Origin of the sequence: Pedobacter sp. G11, assembly GCF_003860265.1 — a bacterium.
GTDB lineage: Bacteria > Bacteroidota > Bacteroidia > Sphingobacteriales > Sphingobacteriaceae > Pedobacter > Pedobacter agri.
This window is the reverse complement of record NZ_CP034190.1, coordinates 4,451,757-4,469,129: the sequence shown is the minus strand read 5'-3', so window position 1 is coordinate 4,469,129 and position 17,373 is coordinate 4,451,757. Positions and strand designations below refer to the sequence as shown.

The 17,373-nt window shown below is 39.9% G+C and carries 11 protein-coding genes; 7 read left to right on the top strand and 4 right to left on the bottom strand.

Features of this window, described 5'->3' with window-relative positions; translation table 11 throughout:
* Nucleotides 1-35 precede the first annotated feature (35 nt).
* The 6 genes from EA772_RS19220 (at nt 36) to EA772_RS19195 (ending at nt 14,058) form a co-directional block, all read left to right on the top strand.
* Nucleotides 36-8,312, top strand: a complete 8,277-nt coding sequence (locus EA772_RS19220; RefSeq protein ID WP_124914575.1) for an Ig-like domain-containing protein — start codon at nt 36-38, stop codon at nt 8,310-8,312.
* Nucleotides 8,313-8,372: 60 nt separating this feature from the next.
* The gene (locus EA772_RS19215; protein ID WP_124914574.1) at nt 8,373-9,344 is read left to right on the top strand and encodes a type IX secretion system membrane protein PorP/SprF; all 972 of its coding nucleotides are present in this window, start codon (nt 8,373-8,375) and stop codon (nt 9,342-9,344) included.
* Nucleotides 9,345-9,388: 44 nt separating this feature from the next.
* The gene (locus EA772_RS19210) at nt 9,389-11,350 is read left to right on the top strand and encodes an OmpA family protein (protein WP_124914573.1); all 1,962 of its coding nucleotides are present in this window, start codon (nt 9,389-9,391) and stop codon (nt 11,348-11,350) included.
* Nucleotides 11,351-11,512: 162 nt separating this feature from the next.
* A complete protein-coding gene (locus EA772_RS19205; protein ID WP_124914572.1) occupies nt 11,513-12,574 on the top strand; it encodes an AI-2E family transporter in 1,062 nt (353 codons plus the stop codon).
* A gap of 14 nt (nt 12,575-12,588) precedes the next feature.
* Complete coding sequence (locus EA772_RS19200) at nt 12,589-12,948, top strand: PleD family two-component system response regulator (protein ID WP_124914571.1); 360 nt, start codon at nt 12,589-12,591, stop codon at nt 12,946-12,948.
* Between the two features lie 105 nt (nt 12,949-13,053).
* Nucleotides 13,054-14,058, top strand: coding sequence for an LLM class flavin-dependent oxidoreductase (locus EA772_RS19195; protein ID WP_124914570.1), 1,005 nt, complete (start codon nt 13,054-13,056; stop codon nt 14,056-14,058).
* 10 nt (nt 14,059-14,068) lie between these two features.
* Here the strand turns inward: EA772_RS19195 and EA772_RS19190 are convergent, their stop codons facing one another.
* The 3 genes from EA772_RS19190 to EA772_RS19180 all read right to left on the bottom strand — a co-directional run bounded on the left by EA772_RS19190 (nt 14,069) and on the right by EA772_RS19180 (nt 15,685).
* Nucleotides 14,069-14,764 (bottom strand): DUF421 domain-containing protein, encoded by a 696-nt coding sequence (locus EA772_RS19190; RefSeq protein ID WP_124914569.1) that lies wholly within the window; start codon nt 14,762-14,764, stop codon nt 14,069-14,071.
* Between the two features lie 166 nt (nt 14,765-14,930).
* Nucleotides 14,931-15,341, bottom strand: a complete 411-nt coding sequence (locus EA772_RS19185; protein WP_246833995.1) for a heme-binding protein — start codon at nt 15,339-15,341, stop codon at nt 14,931-14,933.
* A gap of 143 nt (nt 15,342-15,484) precedes the next feature.
* On the bottom strand, nt 15,485-15,685 hold the full coding sequence (locus EA772_RS19180) for a hypothetical protein (protein WP_116167999.1): 201 nt from the start codon (nt 15,683-15,685) through the stop codon (nt 15,485-15,487).
* Between the two features lie 407 nt (nt 15,686-16,092).
* On the opposite strand from EA772_RS19180, the gene EA772_RS19175 reads away from it, so the two are divergent.
* Complete coding sequence (locus EA772_RS19175; RefSeq protein ID WP_124914568.1) at nt 16,093-16,632, top strand: hypothetical protein; 540 nt, start codon at nt 16,093-16,095, stop codon at nt 16,630-16,632.
* Between the two features lie 8 nt (nt 16,633-16,640).
* On the opposite strand, the gene EA772_RS19170 is transcribed toward EA772_RS19175, so the two are convergent.
* The gene (locus tag EA772_RS19170) at nt 16,641-17,360 is read right to left on the bottom strand and encodes a DUF481 domain-containing protein (protein ID WP_124914567.1); all 720 of its coding nucleotides are present in this window, start codon (nt 17,358-17,360) and stop codon (nt 16,641-16,643) included.
* Nucleotides 17,361-17,373: the final 13 nt, after the last annotated feature.

The following is a 17,373-nucleotide window of genomic DNA, read 5'->3' as shown; positions in this document are numbered from 1 at the left end:
CGAATGTTACGGTAACAGTAGATCCTATTGCGATCGTGGCTAACGGTGATTCAGGTTCTGCAAATGGTTTCACTGGTGGTACTGCTGTACCAAACGTATTGGCAAACGATACTTATAATGGTGCACCAGCCAATTTAACTGAACTGACACTTACACAAGTTTCCACAACGAATACAGGTGTAACTTTAGATCCTGCAACAGGTGCTGTTAATGTAGCACCAAACACGCCTGCCGGAACTTACACGGTGGTTTATCAGGTTGAGGACAAGCTGAACCCTGGTCAGACCAAACAAGCTTCAGTAACGGTAACCGTAAATGCACCAGTAATGAATGCCAATACTGATACCGGTACAGCCAATGGCTTTACCGGAGGAGTTGCTGTTCCGAATGTGTTGACAAACGATACCTATAATGGTGTGAGCCCTGCAAGTTTGGCAAACGTAACCTTAACACAGGTTTCGGCAACCAACCCAGGCTTAAGCTTAGATCCGGCAACCGGTGCAGTAAACGTAGCACCAAATACACCTGCCGGTACTTATACTCTGGTTTATCAAATTGAAGATAAACTAAACCCTGGCCAAACCAAACAAGGTACTGTAACCGTTACGGTTGGCGTTCCTGCAATAGCAGCAACAGATGATGCTGCCGCTATAAACGGAATTTCCGGTGGTACTGCAATCGCAGATGTATTGGCTAACGATACTTACAATGGTGCTGCAGCAACACTTACAAACCTCAACATCACACAGATTTCAACAAGCAATCCGGGTGTTACTTTAGAGGTAGCAACAGGGAAAATCAATGTGGCTGCGGGCACTCCAGAAGGAACGTATATGCTGATTTATGAAATACAGGATAAACTAAATCCTGCCAATGTTGATAGAGCAACTGTTACGGTTACCGTAACAGCGGCGCCAATGGTTGCAGTTGAAGACAATGGTACAGTGAACGGATTTACCGGAGGTTTAGCAGTTCAAAATGTATTAACAAATGATCTATTTAATAACACACCTGCAACTACCAATGGTGTAAATATTAACCAAATTTCCACACAAGCCGGCATCCAGTTAAATACTACAACCGGTGCAGTAACGGTTCCAGCCGGTACACCTGCCGGAAATTATGTATTGGTTTATAGCATCACTGATAAAATTAATACAAATGAAGTGAGACAGGCCAATGTGTTGGTAACAGTAGCTGCGCCAGAGATGGCTGCGAATCCAGATAACGGCGCTATAAATGGCGTAAATGGTGGTGTAGCAATACCAAATGTATTGACTAACGACACTTATAATGGCATTCAAGCAACTACAGGAACGGTGACATTGGCTCAAATCACAACGACTAATCCAAATGTAAACTTGAACCTCGCAAATGGTGAAATCAGTGTAAATTCAGGAACAAAAGCCGGTACTTACGTAGTTACCTATGATATCATTGACACTTTAAACCCAACCTTAACTCAGCGCACAACTGCTACTGTTGTAGTCGATGCGCCAATAATGACCGCCATCGGCGATACAGGTTCGGCAAATGGTTTCATTGGTGGGGTAGCAGTTCCGAACGTATTGGCAAACGATATGTACAATGGGTCTCCTGCTACCATAAGCTTAGTAAATATCAAAGAGATTTCATCAGCTAACACCGGAGTGAAATTAGATCCTGCAACAGGTGCTGTGAATGTTGCAGTAAATACACCAGCCGGAACCTACAATCTGGTTTATGAAATTGAAGATAAAGTAAATCCTGGTTCAACCAAACAAGCTACTGTAGTGGTAACTGTTGGAGCACCAAATTTAGTTGCTTCAAATGATGCAGGTGCTGCAAATGGTTTTGCTGGCGGAACAGCTGTTCCGAATGTATTGGCGAATGACACATACAACGGAGCAACTGCAACTTTAACTAATATCAATTTAACAGAAATATCAAGTGATCAACCAGGGGTTAAATTAAACGTAACAACTGGCCAGGTAACTGTTGCAGCAAATACACCGCGTGGCACTTATAATTTGGTATATCAAATTGAAGATAAACTGAATCCAGGATTAACTAAACAGGCAACTGTAGTGGTTACCGTAAATGCACCAGTAATGGTTGCCAATGCAGATAATGGAGCAATTAATGGAATTACAGGCGGCGTGGCTATTCCGAACGTATTGGTTAACGATACTTACGATGGTGCGCAAGCTACCTTGTCTACTGTTAGCTTAGTTCAAAATGCTACAACAGACACGAACGTGAGCCTTGATGTGGCAACCGGTGAGGTTAAAGTAAATCCAAATACAAAAGCGGGTACCTATGTAGTCACATATGAAATTGTTGATCGATTAAATCCAGCATTAACTCAAAGTACCACGGCTTCTGTTACGGTTGACGCTCCGGTAATTATCGCTAATGGCGATACAGGTTCTGCAAACGGTTTTGTGGGGGGTGTAGCTGTTCCAAATGTATTGGCAAACGATATGTATAATGGCTCGGCGGCTACTTTAACAAACGTTAACCTTAAACAGATTTCAACAAGTAATCCAAAAGTTCATTTAGATGTAACGACAGGGCAGGTGGTAGTAGATCCAAATACACCAGCCAACACTTACACCGTAATTTATGAAATTGAGGATAAGATAAATTCAGGATTAACTAAACAAGCAACAGTAACAGTTACCGTAAATGCCGCAACAATGGTGGCATATGAGGATACTGGTTCAGCTAATGGTTTTACTGGTGGTGTGGCTGTTCCAAATGTATTGGCTAACGATAGCTACAATGGAGCACCTGCAACTTTAAGCAATGTTAATCTTTCAGAAATATCATCTACCAATACAGGAGTTAAATTAAACTTAACTACCGGAGAAGTGATGGTAGATCCAGGTACAGCTGCTGGAACCTATAGTCTGGTTTATCAAATTGAAGATAGCCTAAACCCGGGTACAACTAAACTTGCTACAGTAGTGGTTACTGTAAATGCACCAATAATGGTTGCTGTTGCAGATAACGGGGCAGTAAATGGTGTAACCGGTGGTGTCGCAATTCCTAATGTTTTGGTTAACGATACCTACAATGGTGGTCAGGCTACTATTGCCAATGTAACTTTATCTCAGTTTGCTACAACTGATCCAAAAGTTACCTTGAACATTACTAATGGCGCAGTTAGTGTAGATCCCGCAACAAAATCAGGTACTTATGTAGTTACTTATGATATCATTGATAAGTTGAATCCAACATTAACACAACGCACCACAGCAACGGTTGTAGTTGATGCACCAATAATGGTGGCTAACGCAGATATTGGTTCTGCGAATGGTTTCACTGGCGGAACAGCTGTGCCAAATGTATTGGCAAACGACTCTTACAATGGTGGACCAGCAACTTTAACTAATGTCAACTTAACGGAAGTATCATCTACTAACCCTGGTGTTAAATTAGACTTAACTAGCGGCGCAGTAATTGTTGAGGCAAATACACCTGCCGGTACCTACAATCTGGTTTATCAAATAGAAGATAAAATTACTCCAGGTATAATCAAAACGGCAACTGTTACCATAACTGTTGGTGCACCGGTAATGACAGCTGCAGACGATGCAGGTGCTGCAAACGGATTTACAGGTGGTACCGCTGTCGCCAACGTATTGGCTAATGATACCTATAACGGGGCGCCTGCAAGTTTAACCAATGTTACCCTTACCCAAGTTTCAACAGGTAACACCGGCGTTAAATTAAATACTGCTACGGGCGTAATCACTGTTGATGCGAATACTAAAGCAGGTACTTATAATCTGGTTTATACTATCACAGATAAACTTAATCCAGCTTTAACCGAGCAAGCTACCGTAATAGTTACAGTTAACGCACCAGAAATGATTGCAAATGCAGATAATGGCGCAGTAAATGGCTTAGCTGGTGGCGCTGCAATCACGAACGTATTAACCAATGATACCTATAATGGTGCTGCAGCTACTTTAGCAAATGTTAAGTTAACACAGGAATCAACAACTGATCCTAAAGTTACTTTAGATGTGGCAACAGGAACGGTTAATGTTTTACCAAATACCAAAGCTGGTACTTATACAGTAGTTTATAAAATCGAAGACCTATTAAATCCGGGTGTTACAAAAACAGCAACGGCAACAGTTGTAGTGAATGCACCTGTAATGGTTGCAACCGCTGATAACGGTACAGCAAATGGATTTACAGGTGGTACGATAGTAGAAAATGTATTGGCAAATGATACCTACAATGGTGCACCTGCAACTTTAAGTAATGTTAAATTAACACAGATTTCAACAGATAATCCGGCACTTACTTTAGATGCGGCCACTGGAAAAGTTTCGCTTGCGCCTAATACACCTGCAGGTACTTACACATTGGTATATCAAATCGAAGATTTTTTAAATCCTGGATTAACCAAAACTGCCAGTGTAACTGTAACAGTAAATGCCCCTGTTTTAGCTGCGAATGCTGATTCAGGAACTGCAAATGCTTATGCAGGTGGTACAGCTGTTGCAAATGTATTAGCGAACGATACCTATAATGGCAACCCTGCTACCTTAGCGAATGTTACTTTAACACAAGTATCTACCAGCAATCAGAATGTAACATTAGATACGACCACAGGAGCGGTGAAAGTTCAGCCAAATACACAGGTTGGAACTTACACATTGATTTATAAAATAGAAGATAAGTTAAACCCTGGTCAGACTCGAGATGCTACAGTAACTGTTGATGTTTTGGCTCCGGTGATGGTTGCCAATGCTAATACAGGAAGTATTAACGGTTTAACTGGAGGTGCAGCAATAGCTAATGTACTGGCAAACGATACTTATGATGGTGCACCTGCAACACTTACCCAGGTTAACCTTTCTCAGGTATCAACAAGCAATCCTAACGTTACTTTAAATGCCACTACAGGTGCTGTAAATGTATTGCCAAATACGCCTGCAGGAACTTATACTTTAGTATACAGAATTGAAGATAAATTAAACCCTGGTCAGTTTGTAACGGCTACTGTAACGGTAATAGTAACCGCACCAGATTTGATCGCTACCAGCGATACGGGTTCTGCAAATGCTACAAATGGTGGAACAGCCGTAGATAATGTATTGGCCAACGATACCTATAACGGAGCACCTGCTACATTAGCAAATGTAAATTTAAGCCAGGTTTCAACAACCAATCCGCAAGTTACTTTAGATGTAACAACAGGTAAGGTAAATGTTGCACCAAATACGCCTGCCGGAGTTTATACAATCACTTATCAAATTGAGGATAAATTAAATCCTGGTCAGACGAAAACGACCAGCGTGACGGTAACGGTAACTTCAGGTACAATACTGGCTAATGATGATAGTGGAACCATAAATGGCGCTGTTGGAGGAACAGCCTTAGCAAATGTTCTGGCAAATGATACCTACAATAATGGCGTTCAAGCCACTATCAATAATGTAACGATTGTACAGTTATCAACTACAAATAGTAAGATCAGCATCAATCCGTTAACAGGAGCGGTAAATGTTTTAGCTGGAACATTGCCTGGAACTTATACCTTGCAATATCAGATTACGGATAAACTTGATGCTGCCAAATCATCTACGGCAGTAGTAACCATTACTATCCAAAATTCTGCACCAATAGTAACTGCACCAGCGATTACAACCAATGAAGATACACCAGTAAATGGAAAAATCACCGCAACGGATGCTGATGGCGATCCATTAACCTTCACTTTGGTAACGCCGCCAGCACATGGTACTTTAGTATTGAACCCTGATGGAACTTACACTTATACACCAAATGCAGACTATAACGGAACAGATAGTTTCGTGGTAACTGTAAGCGATGGTAAGGGTGGAACCACTACGGTTACTATTAATGTAACGGTGACTGCAGTTAATGATGTGCCAGTGGCTACCACACCAGTGAATGTAACTACCACTAAGAACACACCAGTTACCGGTAAAGTTACTGCGACTGATGTGGATGGCGATCCATTAACTTACTCAGTAGGTACACCACCTGCTAACGGTACAGTTGTGGTTAACCCAGATGGAACATTTACTTACACACCAAACAATAACTATAGCGGAACAGATAGTTTCACAGTAGTTGTAAGCGATGGAAAAGGTGGAACAACTACGGTAACAGTTAATGTCAATATCGCACCAACTAATGTTGCACCAGTAGTCACCGCACCAGCGATTACGACCAATGAAGATACACCAGTAAATGGAAAAATCACCGCAACGGATGCTGATGGTGATCCATTAACGTTCACTTTGGTAACACCTCCAGCACATGGTACTTTGGTATTGAACCCTGATGGAACTTACACTTATACACCAAATGCAGACTATAACGGAACAGATAGTTTCGTGGTAACTGTAAGCGATGGTAAGGGTGGAACCACTACGGTTACTATTAATGTTACGGTGACTGCAGTTAATGATGTGCCAGTGGCAACTTCACCGGCTATTACCACGCCAATGAATACACCTAAAACCGGTGTTGTAACGGCGAGCGATGTTGATGGTGATTCATTAACTTTCACCGTGAGCACTGCGCCAGCGCATGGAACAGTTGTGGTGAATGCTGATGGAACTTATACATATACACCGGCAATCGGTTATACTGGAACAGATTCATTTACCATTACGGTTAGCGATGGTAAGGGTGGAACCACGACAGTTACCATTCCGGTTACAGTTACATTGGTTGCTGCACCAACCTTACGCTTAACAAAAGAAGCAACCAATACGGTGAGCAAAGTTGGTGATGTAATTAACTATAACATTATCGTAACCAATACTGGTAATGTAACCTTAACAAATGTAGCTGTTGCTGATGCAGGCGCCGATGCTGGATCTATTATTCCGGCAAGTGTAGCCAGTCTGGCACCAGGTGCGAGTGTTACGGTTACCGCCCGTCACACCGTTACTTTAACTGAAGTTAACAATGGTTCGTTTAGTAACCAGGCTAGTGTTACAGCGAATACTCCAGGTGGAGGAACCATTACCAAAGAGAAATCTGATAACCCTGCTACACCAGCCGTTGACGATGCAACGGTTACCGTGATCAGCCCTGCTTCAACCATTGCTTTGGTTAAAACAGGAACTGCAAGTGCAGATGGCAATAGCATTACTTACAACTTCAGTATTAGAAATACAGGAAATGTAACGTTGCATGTAATCACACTCGTAGATGCCAAACTGGGATTAACCAGAACCCTATCTGGAAATCTTGCTCCTGGAGCTTCGGCAACTGAAAGCTTCACTTATCAGTTAACCCAGGCAGATAAAGATGCCGGAAGTGTAACAAATACGGCAACGGTAACGGCCAGAACACCTGCTAACCTTCCGGTGAGCGATGTTTCGGGAACTGCAGAAAATAACGATACACCAACCGTAACCAACTTTAGCGTAAACGGTGCCATTGCATTAGTTAAAACGGCAACGTTTGATGGAAACAAAGTAACCTATACCTTTACCATTAAAAATACTGGTCCGGTTACTTTAAACACCATTACCTTAACCGATGCGAAATTGGGCTTAAACAATAAAGTCATTACAGTAGCAAATGGCTTGGCTCCAGGTGCGATCACCACTGCTGTAGAGGTTTATACTTTAACTCAAGCCGATAAAGATTTGGGAACAGTAACCAATACGGCAACTGTTAATGCTAAAACTATCGGTGGTGCTAACGTGACTGATGTTTCTGGTACGCTGGAAAACAATAACACACCAACGGTAATCAGTTTCCCTAAATCACCAAGAGCCGTTAATGATGATGGTGGTATTGTTTCAGGTTCACCAAAAACAATCATCGTGTTGGCGAATGATGATCCAGGTAACTCAACATTCGATAAGCTAACGGTTGAAATTGTAAGTCAGCCTAAGAATGGAAAAGTGGTGGTTAATGCTGATGGAACCATTACTTATACTGCCAACCCGGGATTCACTGGAGAGGACACCTTCACTTACCGAGTAAAAGATGCTTACGGATATTACACTAACGTGGCATCGGTAACTTTAACAGCAACATTTGTAAACATTTCAGTACCGAACTTATTTACACCAAATGGTGATGGAATAAATGATGTATTCGAGATCAGAGGATTGAATCAATATCAATCTAACGAATTACAAATTGTTAACCGTTGGGGTAATGAAGTGTTCCATGCCAAAGGTTACCAAAATAACTGGACAGGTGAAGGACTGAACGAGGGAACTTATTATTACCTACTGCGTGTTAAAAAAGCGGGAAGTGATGAGATGGAAGTATTTAAAGGATACATCACATTAATCAGAGCATTTAAAAATTAAGATAAGAGGCTTAGGGAAATCAGGCATCAAAATCTGATTTCCCTTTTAGATATTAAGACGATGAAGAAATTATTATTGTTAGTAGGCTGTTCCATTTTATGGTTTGCAAAACCAGTTTTTGCTCAACAGGATGCCCAGTATAGCCAGTACATGTTCAACGGCATTTACATTAACCCGGCTTATGCAGGTTATAAAGAGGTTTTGAATGTGCACAGTTTTTACCGTAGCCAATGGACGGGCATCACCGGAGCGCCGAAAAGTATGTCGCTTGCTGTTGATGCCATTGCCAACAGTGGAAATGTGGGTTTGGCACTTCAGGTATCAAGTGATAAACTTGGTGCACAAACCAACCTGGCCGTTTATGGTAACTATGCTTACCGGATTCGTTTAAACGATGATGGTAGCTCGAGACTGGCTTTAGGTTTAGGCGTAGGGATGGCGCAACTGGGTATTGATGGTTCACTGTTAAACCCGAACGATCCGGAACCATTTCAACCGGTAGGTGTTCAAAGCACTATTGTACCAGATGCAAGGGCAGGTGTTTATTTTGCAAATGATAAATTTTATGCAGGTTTCTCTGCTGATAACCTGATTGCCACTTACATCAATATTGATCGTTATGCATTTATTCCTCAACCAAAGCCGCACTACTATTTAACAGCTGGTGCTTTGTTTCCAGTCAATCAAGATTTTCAGGTAAAACCATCCTTCCTTTTGAAAGATGACCGGGGCGGACCAACCAGTTTAGATGTGAATGCTTTCTTGTTGATCAAAGAGTTTTTATGGGTGGGTGGATCTTATCGTACAGGAGTGAAACTTTATGATAAAAGCTATTTACAAAGAGACCTTACACCAAGGAACTCGGCAGTTGCTGCCATTCAAATTTTTCCTACAGAAAAATTAAGGATTGGTTATGGCTATGATTTTTCAATCGGCCCGCTGCAAGGTTACAGTGGTGGAACACATGAGATTTCAATATCATATTCTTTCATCAAACCGAACATCAGACTGGCCACCCCTCGGGTTTTTTAAGCCATAATAAATTAGTAATTTTGGGATCTATCCAACAATATATAATGAAGAAAATTTTACTGAGTTCATGCTTCTCTTTATATTGTTTATTTGCAGTGCAAATTGATGCGAAAGCACAATATGTGTTAAAAGATGCAGATAAGCAATACGAACTTTATAACTACGCTAAAGCTGTAGATTTATACGAACAAGCTTACAAAAAGAAAGAAAGTTTGCATGCTGCAGAGCGTTTGGCTGCTGCCTATGCTTATATGAATGATTATAAACAGGCAGAAAGCTGGTATGCCATTGCATCGAAAATGTCGGGAAGCAAACCAGAAAATATTTTGGGTTATGCAAAAGCACTGCAGAGTAATTCTAAATACAGCGAAGCCAAAGTCCAGTATCAGGCTTACATCGACCAGAAAAAGGATGTGACTGAAAGGCAAAAAGATGTTTGGCTTTCTTCATGTGATTCGGCAGTAAAATGGATGAAAAACCCTAAAAAAGTTGAATTGATAAATGAGAAAGCGTTAAACAGCACTCAGTCTGACTGGGGCGCTACCACTTATCAAGGTGGGGTAGTTTTCACTTCAGACCGAACCAATACCGATTTTGAATCAAAAGAAAGTTCTCCTTTTTTAAAGTTCGATGGTGCTAAAACACCTGATAAGAAAATTTACGGGTGGACTGGAAATGGCTATCTGAAATTATACATCAAGCCATCTCCAAAAGATAGTTTGGCCTTGTTCCCAATTAAAACCGGCACCAAATATCATGTCGGTTCTGCCACTTTTACGGCCGATGGAAATACCATGTATTTCACCATGACGCCAATTCCTGATGATCTGGAAAAAGTGAAAAATAAGCCGAGTACGGTAAATGTAGAAATTTACAGCAGCACAAAAGGGGCCGATGGAAAATGGAGTGAACCGGTTGCTTTTCCTTACAATGATGTAAATAAATATTCTGTTGGTGATCCATTTATTTCAACCAGTGGAACCAGTCTTTACTTTACTTCGAACATGCCGGGCGGTAAAGGTGGTACTGATATTTATGTTTCTTTAAAAACTGATGCAGGCGAGTGGGGAAAACCAATTAATCTGGAAGAAATTAATACTACTGGTAACGAACGCAGCCCGGTTTTTGATGCCAATAATAACTTATTTTTCGCCAGTGATGGTTATGTGGGTATGGGTGGATTGGATGTTTTCAGGGCATTAAGAGATGGTGCCGGCATCGGCAAAATTGAAAACATGGGTTATCCTTTCAATTCTCCTCAGGATGATTTCGGCTTCAGCTTGAATGAAAAAGGAGGCATTGCTTATCTTTCATCAAACCGCAACAATGGTTTAGGTAATGATGATATCTATAGCATCGATCAAAAAATGATTATTGCTTTCAAACTGGAAGGAACAGTGTTCGATAAGAAAACCAATCAGCCTATTCCAAATGCATTGGTAACACTTGCAAAAGTAAATGGTGGAACAGTAAAAACGGAAGCTGATGAAGATGGAAATTATCAATTCAATCTGGCAGCAGAAACGGAATACAATGTAATCGGGGAGAAGACAAACTACCGTTCAGATAGTGAGAACCTGGCTACCATCGGATTAAAAACATCAGAGGTGTTAAAACAAGATTTACATTTAGAGCCTGTCGAAATCAACAAAGCTATCAGATTGGAAAATATCTATTACGATTTCGATAAATGGAACATTCGTCCGGATGCAGCTGTCGAATTAGATAAACTTGTTAAAATCATGTTGGATAATCCAACCATTTGGATTGAACTTGGCTCGCATACCGATAGCCGTGGTAAAGATGCTTACAACTTATCATTATCTCAAAAAAGAGCGGAATCTGCAGTTCAGTACATCATCTCAAGAGGTGTAAACAAAAACAGAATTACTGCCAAAGGTTATGGTGAAACTCAATTGTTAAATAAATGTGCCAACAATGTTCAATGTAGCGATGCTGAACACCAGTTGAACCGAAGAACAGAATTCAAAATCGTTAAGCAATAATTAAAATTAAGGATAACAAATAGATTTATTTTTTATTGCCCCTGATGAAAATCAGGGGCATTTTTCGTTTGATCAACATTGTAATTTCAGTCCTTAAACAACGCCGTGATTACGATTGGATTTACTGATAAACATTTTAAGCTTTTCCATGTTAATTGAGGCATGGATAAACTTCAACTAAGCGTTTATATACTTTTACTAATTGCGCTAATTTTTGGAATACTTTACTTTGCGAGCTCATTTCTTATTCCATTAGCATTGGCCGCAGTTTTCTCCATGCTTTTCATCCGTCTGAGTAATTTTCTCGAGTCTAAAAAAATCAATAGGGCAGTAGCGTCACTAATTTGTATATTGATTTTCGTTGCTGCCATTGGTTTAATTGTGGGGTTATTGTACTGGCAAATGGGCAGTTTGACTGAGAACATTGATGAAATGAAATCAAGATTAACCAACATGATTCAGGATGTGCGTTCGTGGCTGAATCAAAGCGTTGGTATTGATAAAAATCAACAAAAAGAAATTATTAAACAGGGTAACAGCCAAACCGGTGCAGTAATTGCTGGCTTTGCCGTAAACCTGGCAAGTATTGGGGTAAGCACCATTTTAGTCTTGGTATATATGTATCTGTGCTTATATTATCGGGCACACATTAAAAATTTTATTTTGAAACTGGTTCCAGATAACCAGGAAGATAAAACAGCGCATATTGTGCATGAAAGTGGTTTAATTGCGCAAAAATATCTAAGTGGTTTAGGTGCAATGATCGGGGTACTCTGGGTAATGTATGGCATTGGTTTTAGCATTGTGGGTGTAGAAAGTGCGATCTTTTTCGCAGTGCTTTGCGGCATATTAGAAATTATTCCCTTTGTTGGAAACCTGACGGGAACGAGTCTGACTGTTTTAGCAGCAGTGGCGCAGGGAGGAGATTCGAAAATGATTATCGGCGTATTAGTGGTATACGCCGTTGTGCAACTGGTACAAACTTATATTTTAGAGCCGCTAATTGTAGGCGAACAAGTAAATATTAACCCCTTGTTTACCATCATGGCAATTGTTGGGGGCGAGTTTGTTTGGGGCGTTGCCGGGATGATTTTGGCCATTCCACTATTGGGTATTGTGAAGATTATTTGTGACCGTGTCCCTGTTCTTCAGCCCTACGGTTTTCTCATTGGTCCGGCAAAACCTGTAGTTAGAAAAAGTAATATATTTAAAAGAAAAGCATAGTTTATAAAATAGACATGAAGAAAAAAATACTTATCATAGATGATGATAATGACTTGCAGGAGATTTTTCCGCTGATGTTTCAGCACAAAGATTACGAGTTAAAATCGTTATTTGATGTGGAGCACATAGATCAGGTTATTAAAGATTATCTACCTGATTTGATCCTGCTTGATATCTGGATTGGAAAAATTGATGGCAGAGTAGTCTGTAATTATTTAAAGAGTCATGCAGATACTGTTGACATTCCCATTCTGCTCATTTCTGCTGTAGAGATTGATATTGATGATGTGCATTGCCAGCCCGATGCCATTATGCAAAAGCCATTTGAAATGGACGAATTGATCAGCACAATGGATGAGCTTTTGTCTGAATAGCCTCAGCAATATCTTTGTATAATCAAGGTCATATAATCGGGAAAGCAATACATGTCATCCATTTAAAGGATATTTTTGTGCTTTGATATTATACAAAGCCGTAACATGGATACCAGCACTTTAAAACATATTCCTTATTCAGTTCTCGATCTTGCCACCGTTTTAGATGGCTATACCGCTGCCGATACTTTTAAAACCAGTTTGGAAATTGCCCAACAATCTGAAGCGTTGGGTTACAAACGTTATTGGTTTGCAGAGCACCACAACATGGCAGGTGTAGCCAGTTCGGCCACAGCCATTCTTATTGGATTTATTGCCGGTGGTACCAAAAGCATTCGGGTAGGTTCTGGCGGAATTATGTTGCCCAATCATTCGCCGCTTATTGTTGCTGAGCAGTTTGGCACTTTAGCATCGCTTTATCCAAACCGTATCGATTTAGGCTTAGGCAGGGCACCCGGCACCGATCAGGTTACGGCGATGGCCATCCGCGGCGAAAATTTCCATGCTGCACATAATTTCCCCAAAGATATAGATCGTTTACATCAATTGTTCTCTGCCGATAATGCAGGATCAAAAGTGAGGGCCATTCCTGGTGAAGGATTGGATATCCCGATTTGGGTGTTGGGATCGAGTACTGACAGTGCGAGGTTAGCTGCCGAAAAAGGTTTGCCTTATGCCTTCGCCAGTCACTTCGCACCGGCACTATTTGAACAAGCCGTTTCTATTTATAAAAATAATTTCAGGCCATCTGAATTTTTGGATAAACCTTACGTAATGGCTTGCGTAAATGTAGTTGCTGCTGATACGGATGATCAGGCAGAATTGTTATCGAGTTCTGTGAAAAGAATGTTTTTGGGTGTAATTACAGGAAGAAGAGAACGTTTAAAGCCACCTGTTGAAAACATCAATTCTTATTGGGATCAGCTGGAAAAAGAGGCTGTAGAGCAGATGCTTTATTATTCTTTCATTGGAAGTAAAGAAACCATCAAACTCAATTTATCGGCATTTGTTTCCAAATTTGGTGTAGATGAAATTATGAGTACTTCGCATATTTATGATCATGAGGCGAAACTGTACTCCAATAAATTGTTTGCCAGCATTTTTGAATAATCTGTAGATCTTACTTTACCCGGTAGTTGTCTATAGCGATTACCCACTCATCGTGGCCGCATATTCCGCATTTAAGAGGTGCCTTTGTTTCCACATGGTCTACATTTCCACAGAAGGCGCACGCATAATGTTGATCTGGTGATGGTGTTTTGGTTTTATCGGCAAATAGTGCTGGCAAAATGGGTAAGCCATGGCGTACCTTCTCATCGGGATAAAAATAAATGCTTAAGGTGCCTGATGTTTCCAAAATAGCTGTTTCTACCTGGCCAAGATGCGAGATACTTTGTTGTCTCATTTCAGCAAAAAATTCATCTTGTGCCAACGCTTCTTTTTTAAATTCTTCAGTATTAAAGCGTCCGTCTTTGATCAGGTAAACACATTTGCCCTCAATCAAGTCGTCTAATTTTTCATTTTTAGCAGTAAGGTAGGTGGTTAACCGATAGGCACCTACAATAATGAAAAATATAATGACCGGTACCAGCAGGCCGATTTCTTTGTAAAACATCGGGTCGCCGGCTGCAGAACCTAAGCTGATAATCACCACCAGTTCGAAAACGGAAAGTTGCCTTACACCACGTTTCCCTAAAAGCCTTAAGCCAATAAGGATGATGAAATACATGATGAAAGTGCGGATTGCAATTTCCAGCATAAATTCCCAGTTTTCCTCTCCAATGAAGAAATTTTTCCAGTCGATGTTTAATATCATAGCCTAATTTATAAGGCTATAACAACCAGATCTGGAAAACGATTTGAGAATTAAGATAATTTTTATTTGGATGGCCTATTACGCCAAAATAATTCCAGATTGGAAACCTGGATTGTTGAATATTCGACATGCCTTTCAAAACATGTCGAATAGTTAAACGGAATGTTTAATATGATTTTAAAGCTTCTGAACCTGCAGTTGCAACTTCATGATCTTGATCAACCGTTCCGCCTGAAACGCCTATAGCACCGATGATGGTACCGCTTTCATCTTTCAATACTACACCGCCTGGAAACGTGATCAGGCCACCGTTTGAATGTTCAATATTATATAAGGGTTGTCCTGGTTGCGATAATTTTCCAATTTCTCCGGAATTCATATCAAAGAAACGGGCAGTTTTCGCTTTTTTTATCGAGATATCGATTGATCCCAGCCAGGCATTATCCATCCTGTGAAATGCTTTTAAGTTCGCACCTTCATCTACAACAGCAATGTTCATGGGTACACCAATTTCTTTTGCTTTGGCCTTAGCGGCCGACGATAATTTTTCTACAATCTCTAATGTTAAACTCATCATATTTATCTTGGTTAAGTGTATTTGATTAACATTATTCGCTGCTTATTGTTCTGATTATGAATGGTATTTAATATTCCAGATCAGAGTATTGATCAAATTCTTTTGTAAAAAAAAATCTCCGATAATTAAACCGGAGATTCATATTAAGCTTTAACTCTTTTCACTTTTCCTTCTGCTTTTTCAGGAATTTGAATCGAAAGAATGAGGTCGATGCTTTCTGAGTTTGTTTCATAGTCAGCAGCTATTTTTTCCCATCTCTTAAGCTCAATTTGCAGGTTTTCAATTTCTTTACCTAAAGATTCTATTTTGCTCTGAATTGATTTTCTAACGTTCGTATTTGCCATAACACAAAATTATGATTTGAATATTAATTTGATGTAGGTTGATCATTTTTTAATGAAGATAATTTACATTTCCACTGTATTTCAGTAAGTTATCCCTCTGTCGAATTTTCAACATTCCTGGCCATCAATTGTGAATATTTTTATGTACTGAAATACAGGAAGAACCATTCTCCAAACATTGATTTAGCTGGGATGATTTTGTTGCGAAAGCGCAAAATGTTAAATTTACGGTTCGAAGAATACGGATGAAGTATTCAACGATTAGGAACCGAACAATTTTTACTTTGCAACTCTCTATTTTATCTTTTCAGGAGGATCATCCCTGTGTCCTTACTGATCTTCGTTTCTATATTGCCGAAGCTGCGCATTATATTATGGCGCTAAATTTTCAGCAAGAATTCGAATTATTGTATATTGATTTAACGGCAAAACCTGAACACAAACCCGGAATTGTAGGCTTGAAACTTATTCGTGATGCAAAGAAAACCATGCATCCAAAAATTTATGATCATTTGGCCTTAATTAACATTTCTTCCGTTTGTGCGGCAACTATCAATGCTCATGGCAAGGATAAAGTACATCAGGATAAAAGTATGTATCCCGCTCAAGCAGAATTAATGGTAATCGAAGGCTGTATGGACGACTATGAAGCGTTTAAAAAACACTTATTGCCTGTGTCTCGGCAATTTTTATTACGCCCCATACATACCGAATGGAACACGATTTTAACAGCATTTGATTTCTTTCTGATGGATGGTGTTTGGGAAGCCGTTAGTTTTGTAGGCGAAATGCTGGCAAAGCATAAAAATGATGGCGGTGTCAGTCATGCACAATTATTTGATCAGCTTTGTAAGCAAGACTTTTATGCAATGTTGTGTGCTTCAATGGAAAACTTTTTAAATCAGCGTTATCCATTAAGTAAAGAAACATTAAAACTTAATTTTTAGAATCCTGATTAAAAGTATTTATCCAGGCTTAGTCCGTAGGTGAAATTTAAGTTTTCTCTACCGGTAATGTTTAATCTGTTATAGTTTAGGGCAGTGGTTAAACTAATCCACTTTCTAAGTTTTAGGCCAATCGTGGTCGACGACCGGATAATATAATCGCCCCGTCGTGAAAAGGAATTTTGTAAGAAATGGCTTCCATCAATGGTAATGATCTCTTTTACAGCGAAATGAAATTGAAGCCTAAGCGAGTTACGCAAGGTGTTATAACTTTCACCCACCACCAGGCTACTTTGATCGAATAAAACTCCATTGCTGAGGTTAATGTAAGCATTGGACTCATCTAAAAAGCTATAAGCGATTCCACCGCCTGCAAGTAATTGGTTTTTTAATTTCAGTGAATAACTGGTATTATAATTCACCAATCCCCAGTAATAGAAATGCTCTGGACCTTTAAATAAATTAAAGTTTAGTGTAGTAGAAAAATCGTTGTTGCTTAAACTTTTGTTTTGCTTTCCGTACAGCCAGCTGGTGGTGGAGTTTAGAACGAACGTTTCTTTTTTCATCCCGAAATTTAAACCGTTGTTGAGCAAATAAGCCCGCTGATCGTTTGTTCGGTTGATTGATCCTGTGGATGATAATAAAATATGGTAGTTTGTACTGTCGCTATATTGTGCATTGGCAGATAAATAGCAAAGGATCGTGAATAAGAAAAGTACAAATTTCTTCATATTAAGTTTAACA

What these genes read in the sequence shown, in the direction of transcription:
- EA772_RS19195 (WP_124914570.1), top strand. Translation starts at nt 13,054, where the DNA reads ATGGATACCAGCACTTTAAAACATATTCCTTATTCAGTTCTCGATCTT.
- EA772_RS19190 (WP_124914569.1), bottom strand. Translation starts at nt 14,764, where the DNA reads ATGATATTAAACATCGACTGGAAAAATTTCTTCATTGGAGAGGAAAAC.
- EA772_RS19185 (WP_246833995.1), bottom strand. Translation starts at nt 15,341, where the DNA reads ATGATGAGTTTAACATTAGAGATTGTAGAAAAATTATCGTCGGCCGCT.
- EA772_RS19170 (WP_124914567.1), bottom strand. Translation starts at nt 17,360, where the DNA reads ATGAAGAAATTTGTACTTTTCTTATTCACGATCCTTTGCTATTTATCT.
- EA772_RS19205 (WP_124914572.1), top strand. Translation starts at nt 11,513, where the DNA reads ATGGATAAACTTCAACTAAGCGTTTATATACTTTTACTAATTGCGCTA.
- EA772_RS19180 (WP_116167999.1), bottom strand. Translation starts at nt 15,685, where the DNA reads ATGGCAAATACGAACGTTAGAAAATCAATTCAGAGCAAAATAGAATCT.
- EA772_RS19215 (WP_124914574.1), top strand. Translation starts at nt 8,373, where the DNA reads ATGAAGAAATTATTATTGTTAGTAGGCTGTTCCATTTTATGGTTTGCA.
- EA772_RS19200 (WP_124914571.1), top strand. Translation starts at nt 12,589, where the DNA reads ATGAAGAAAAAAATACTTATCATAGATGATGATAATGACTTGCAGGAG.
- EA772_RS19210 (WP_124914573.1), top strand. Translation starts at nt 9,389, where the DNA reads ATGAAGAAAATTTTACTGAGTTCATGCTTCTCTTTATATTGTTTATTT.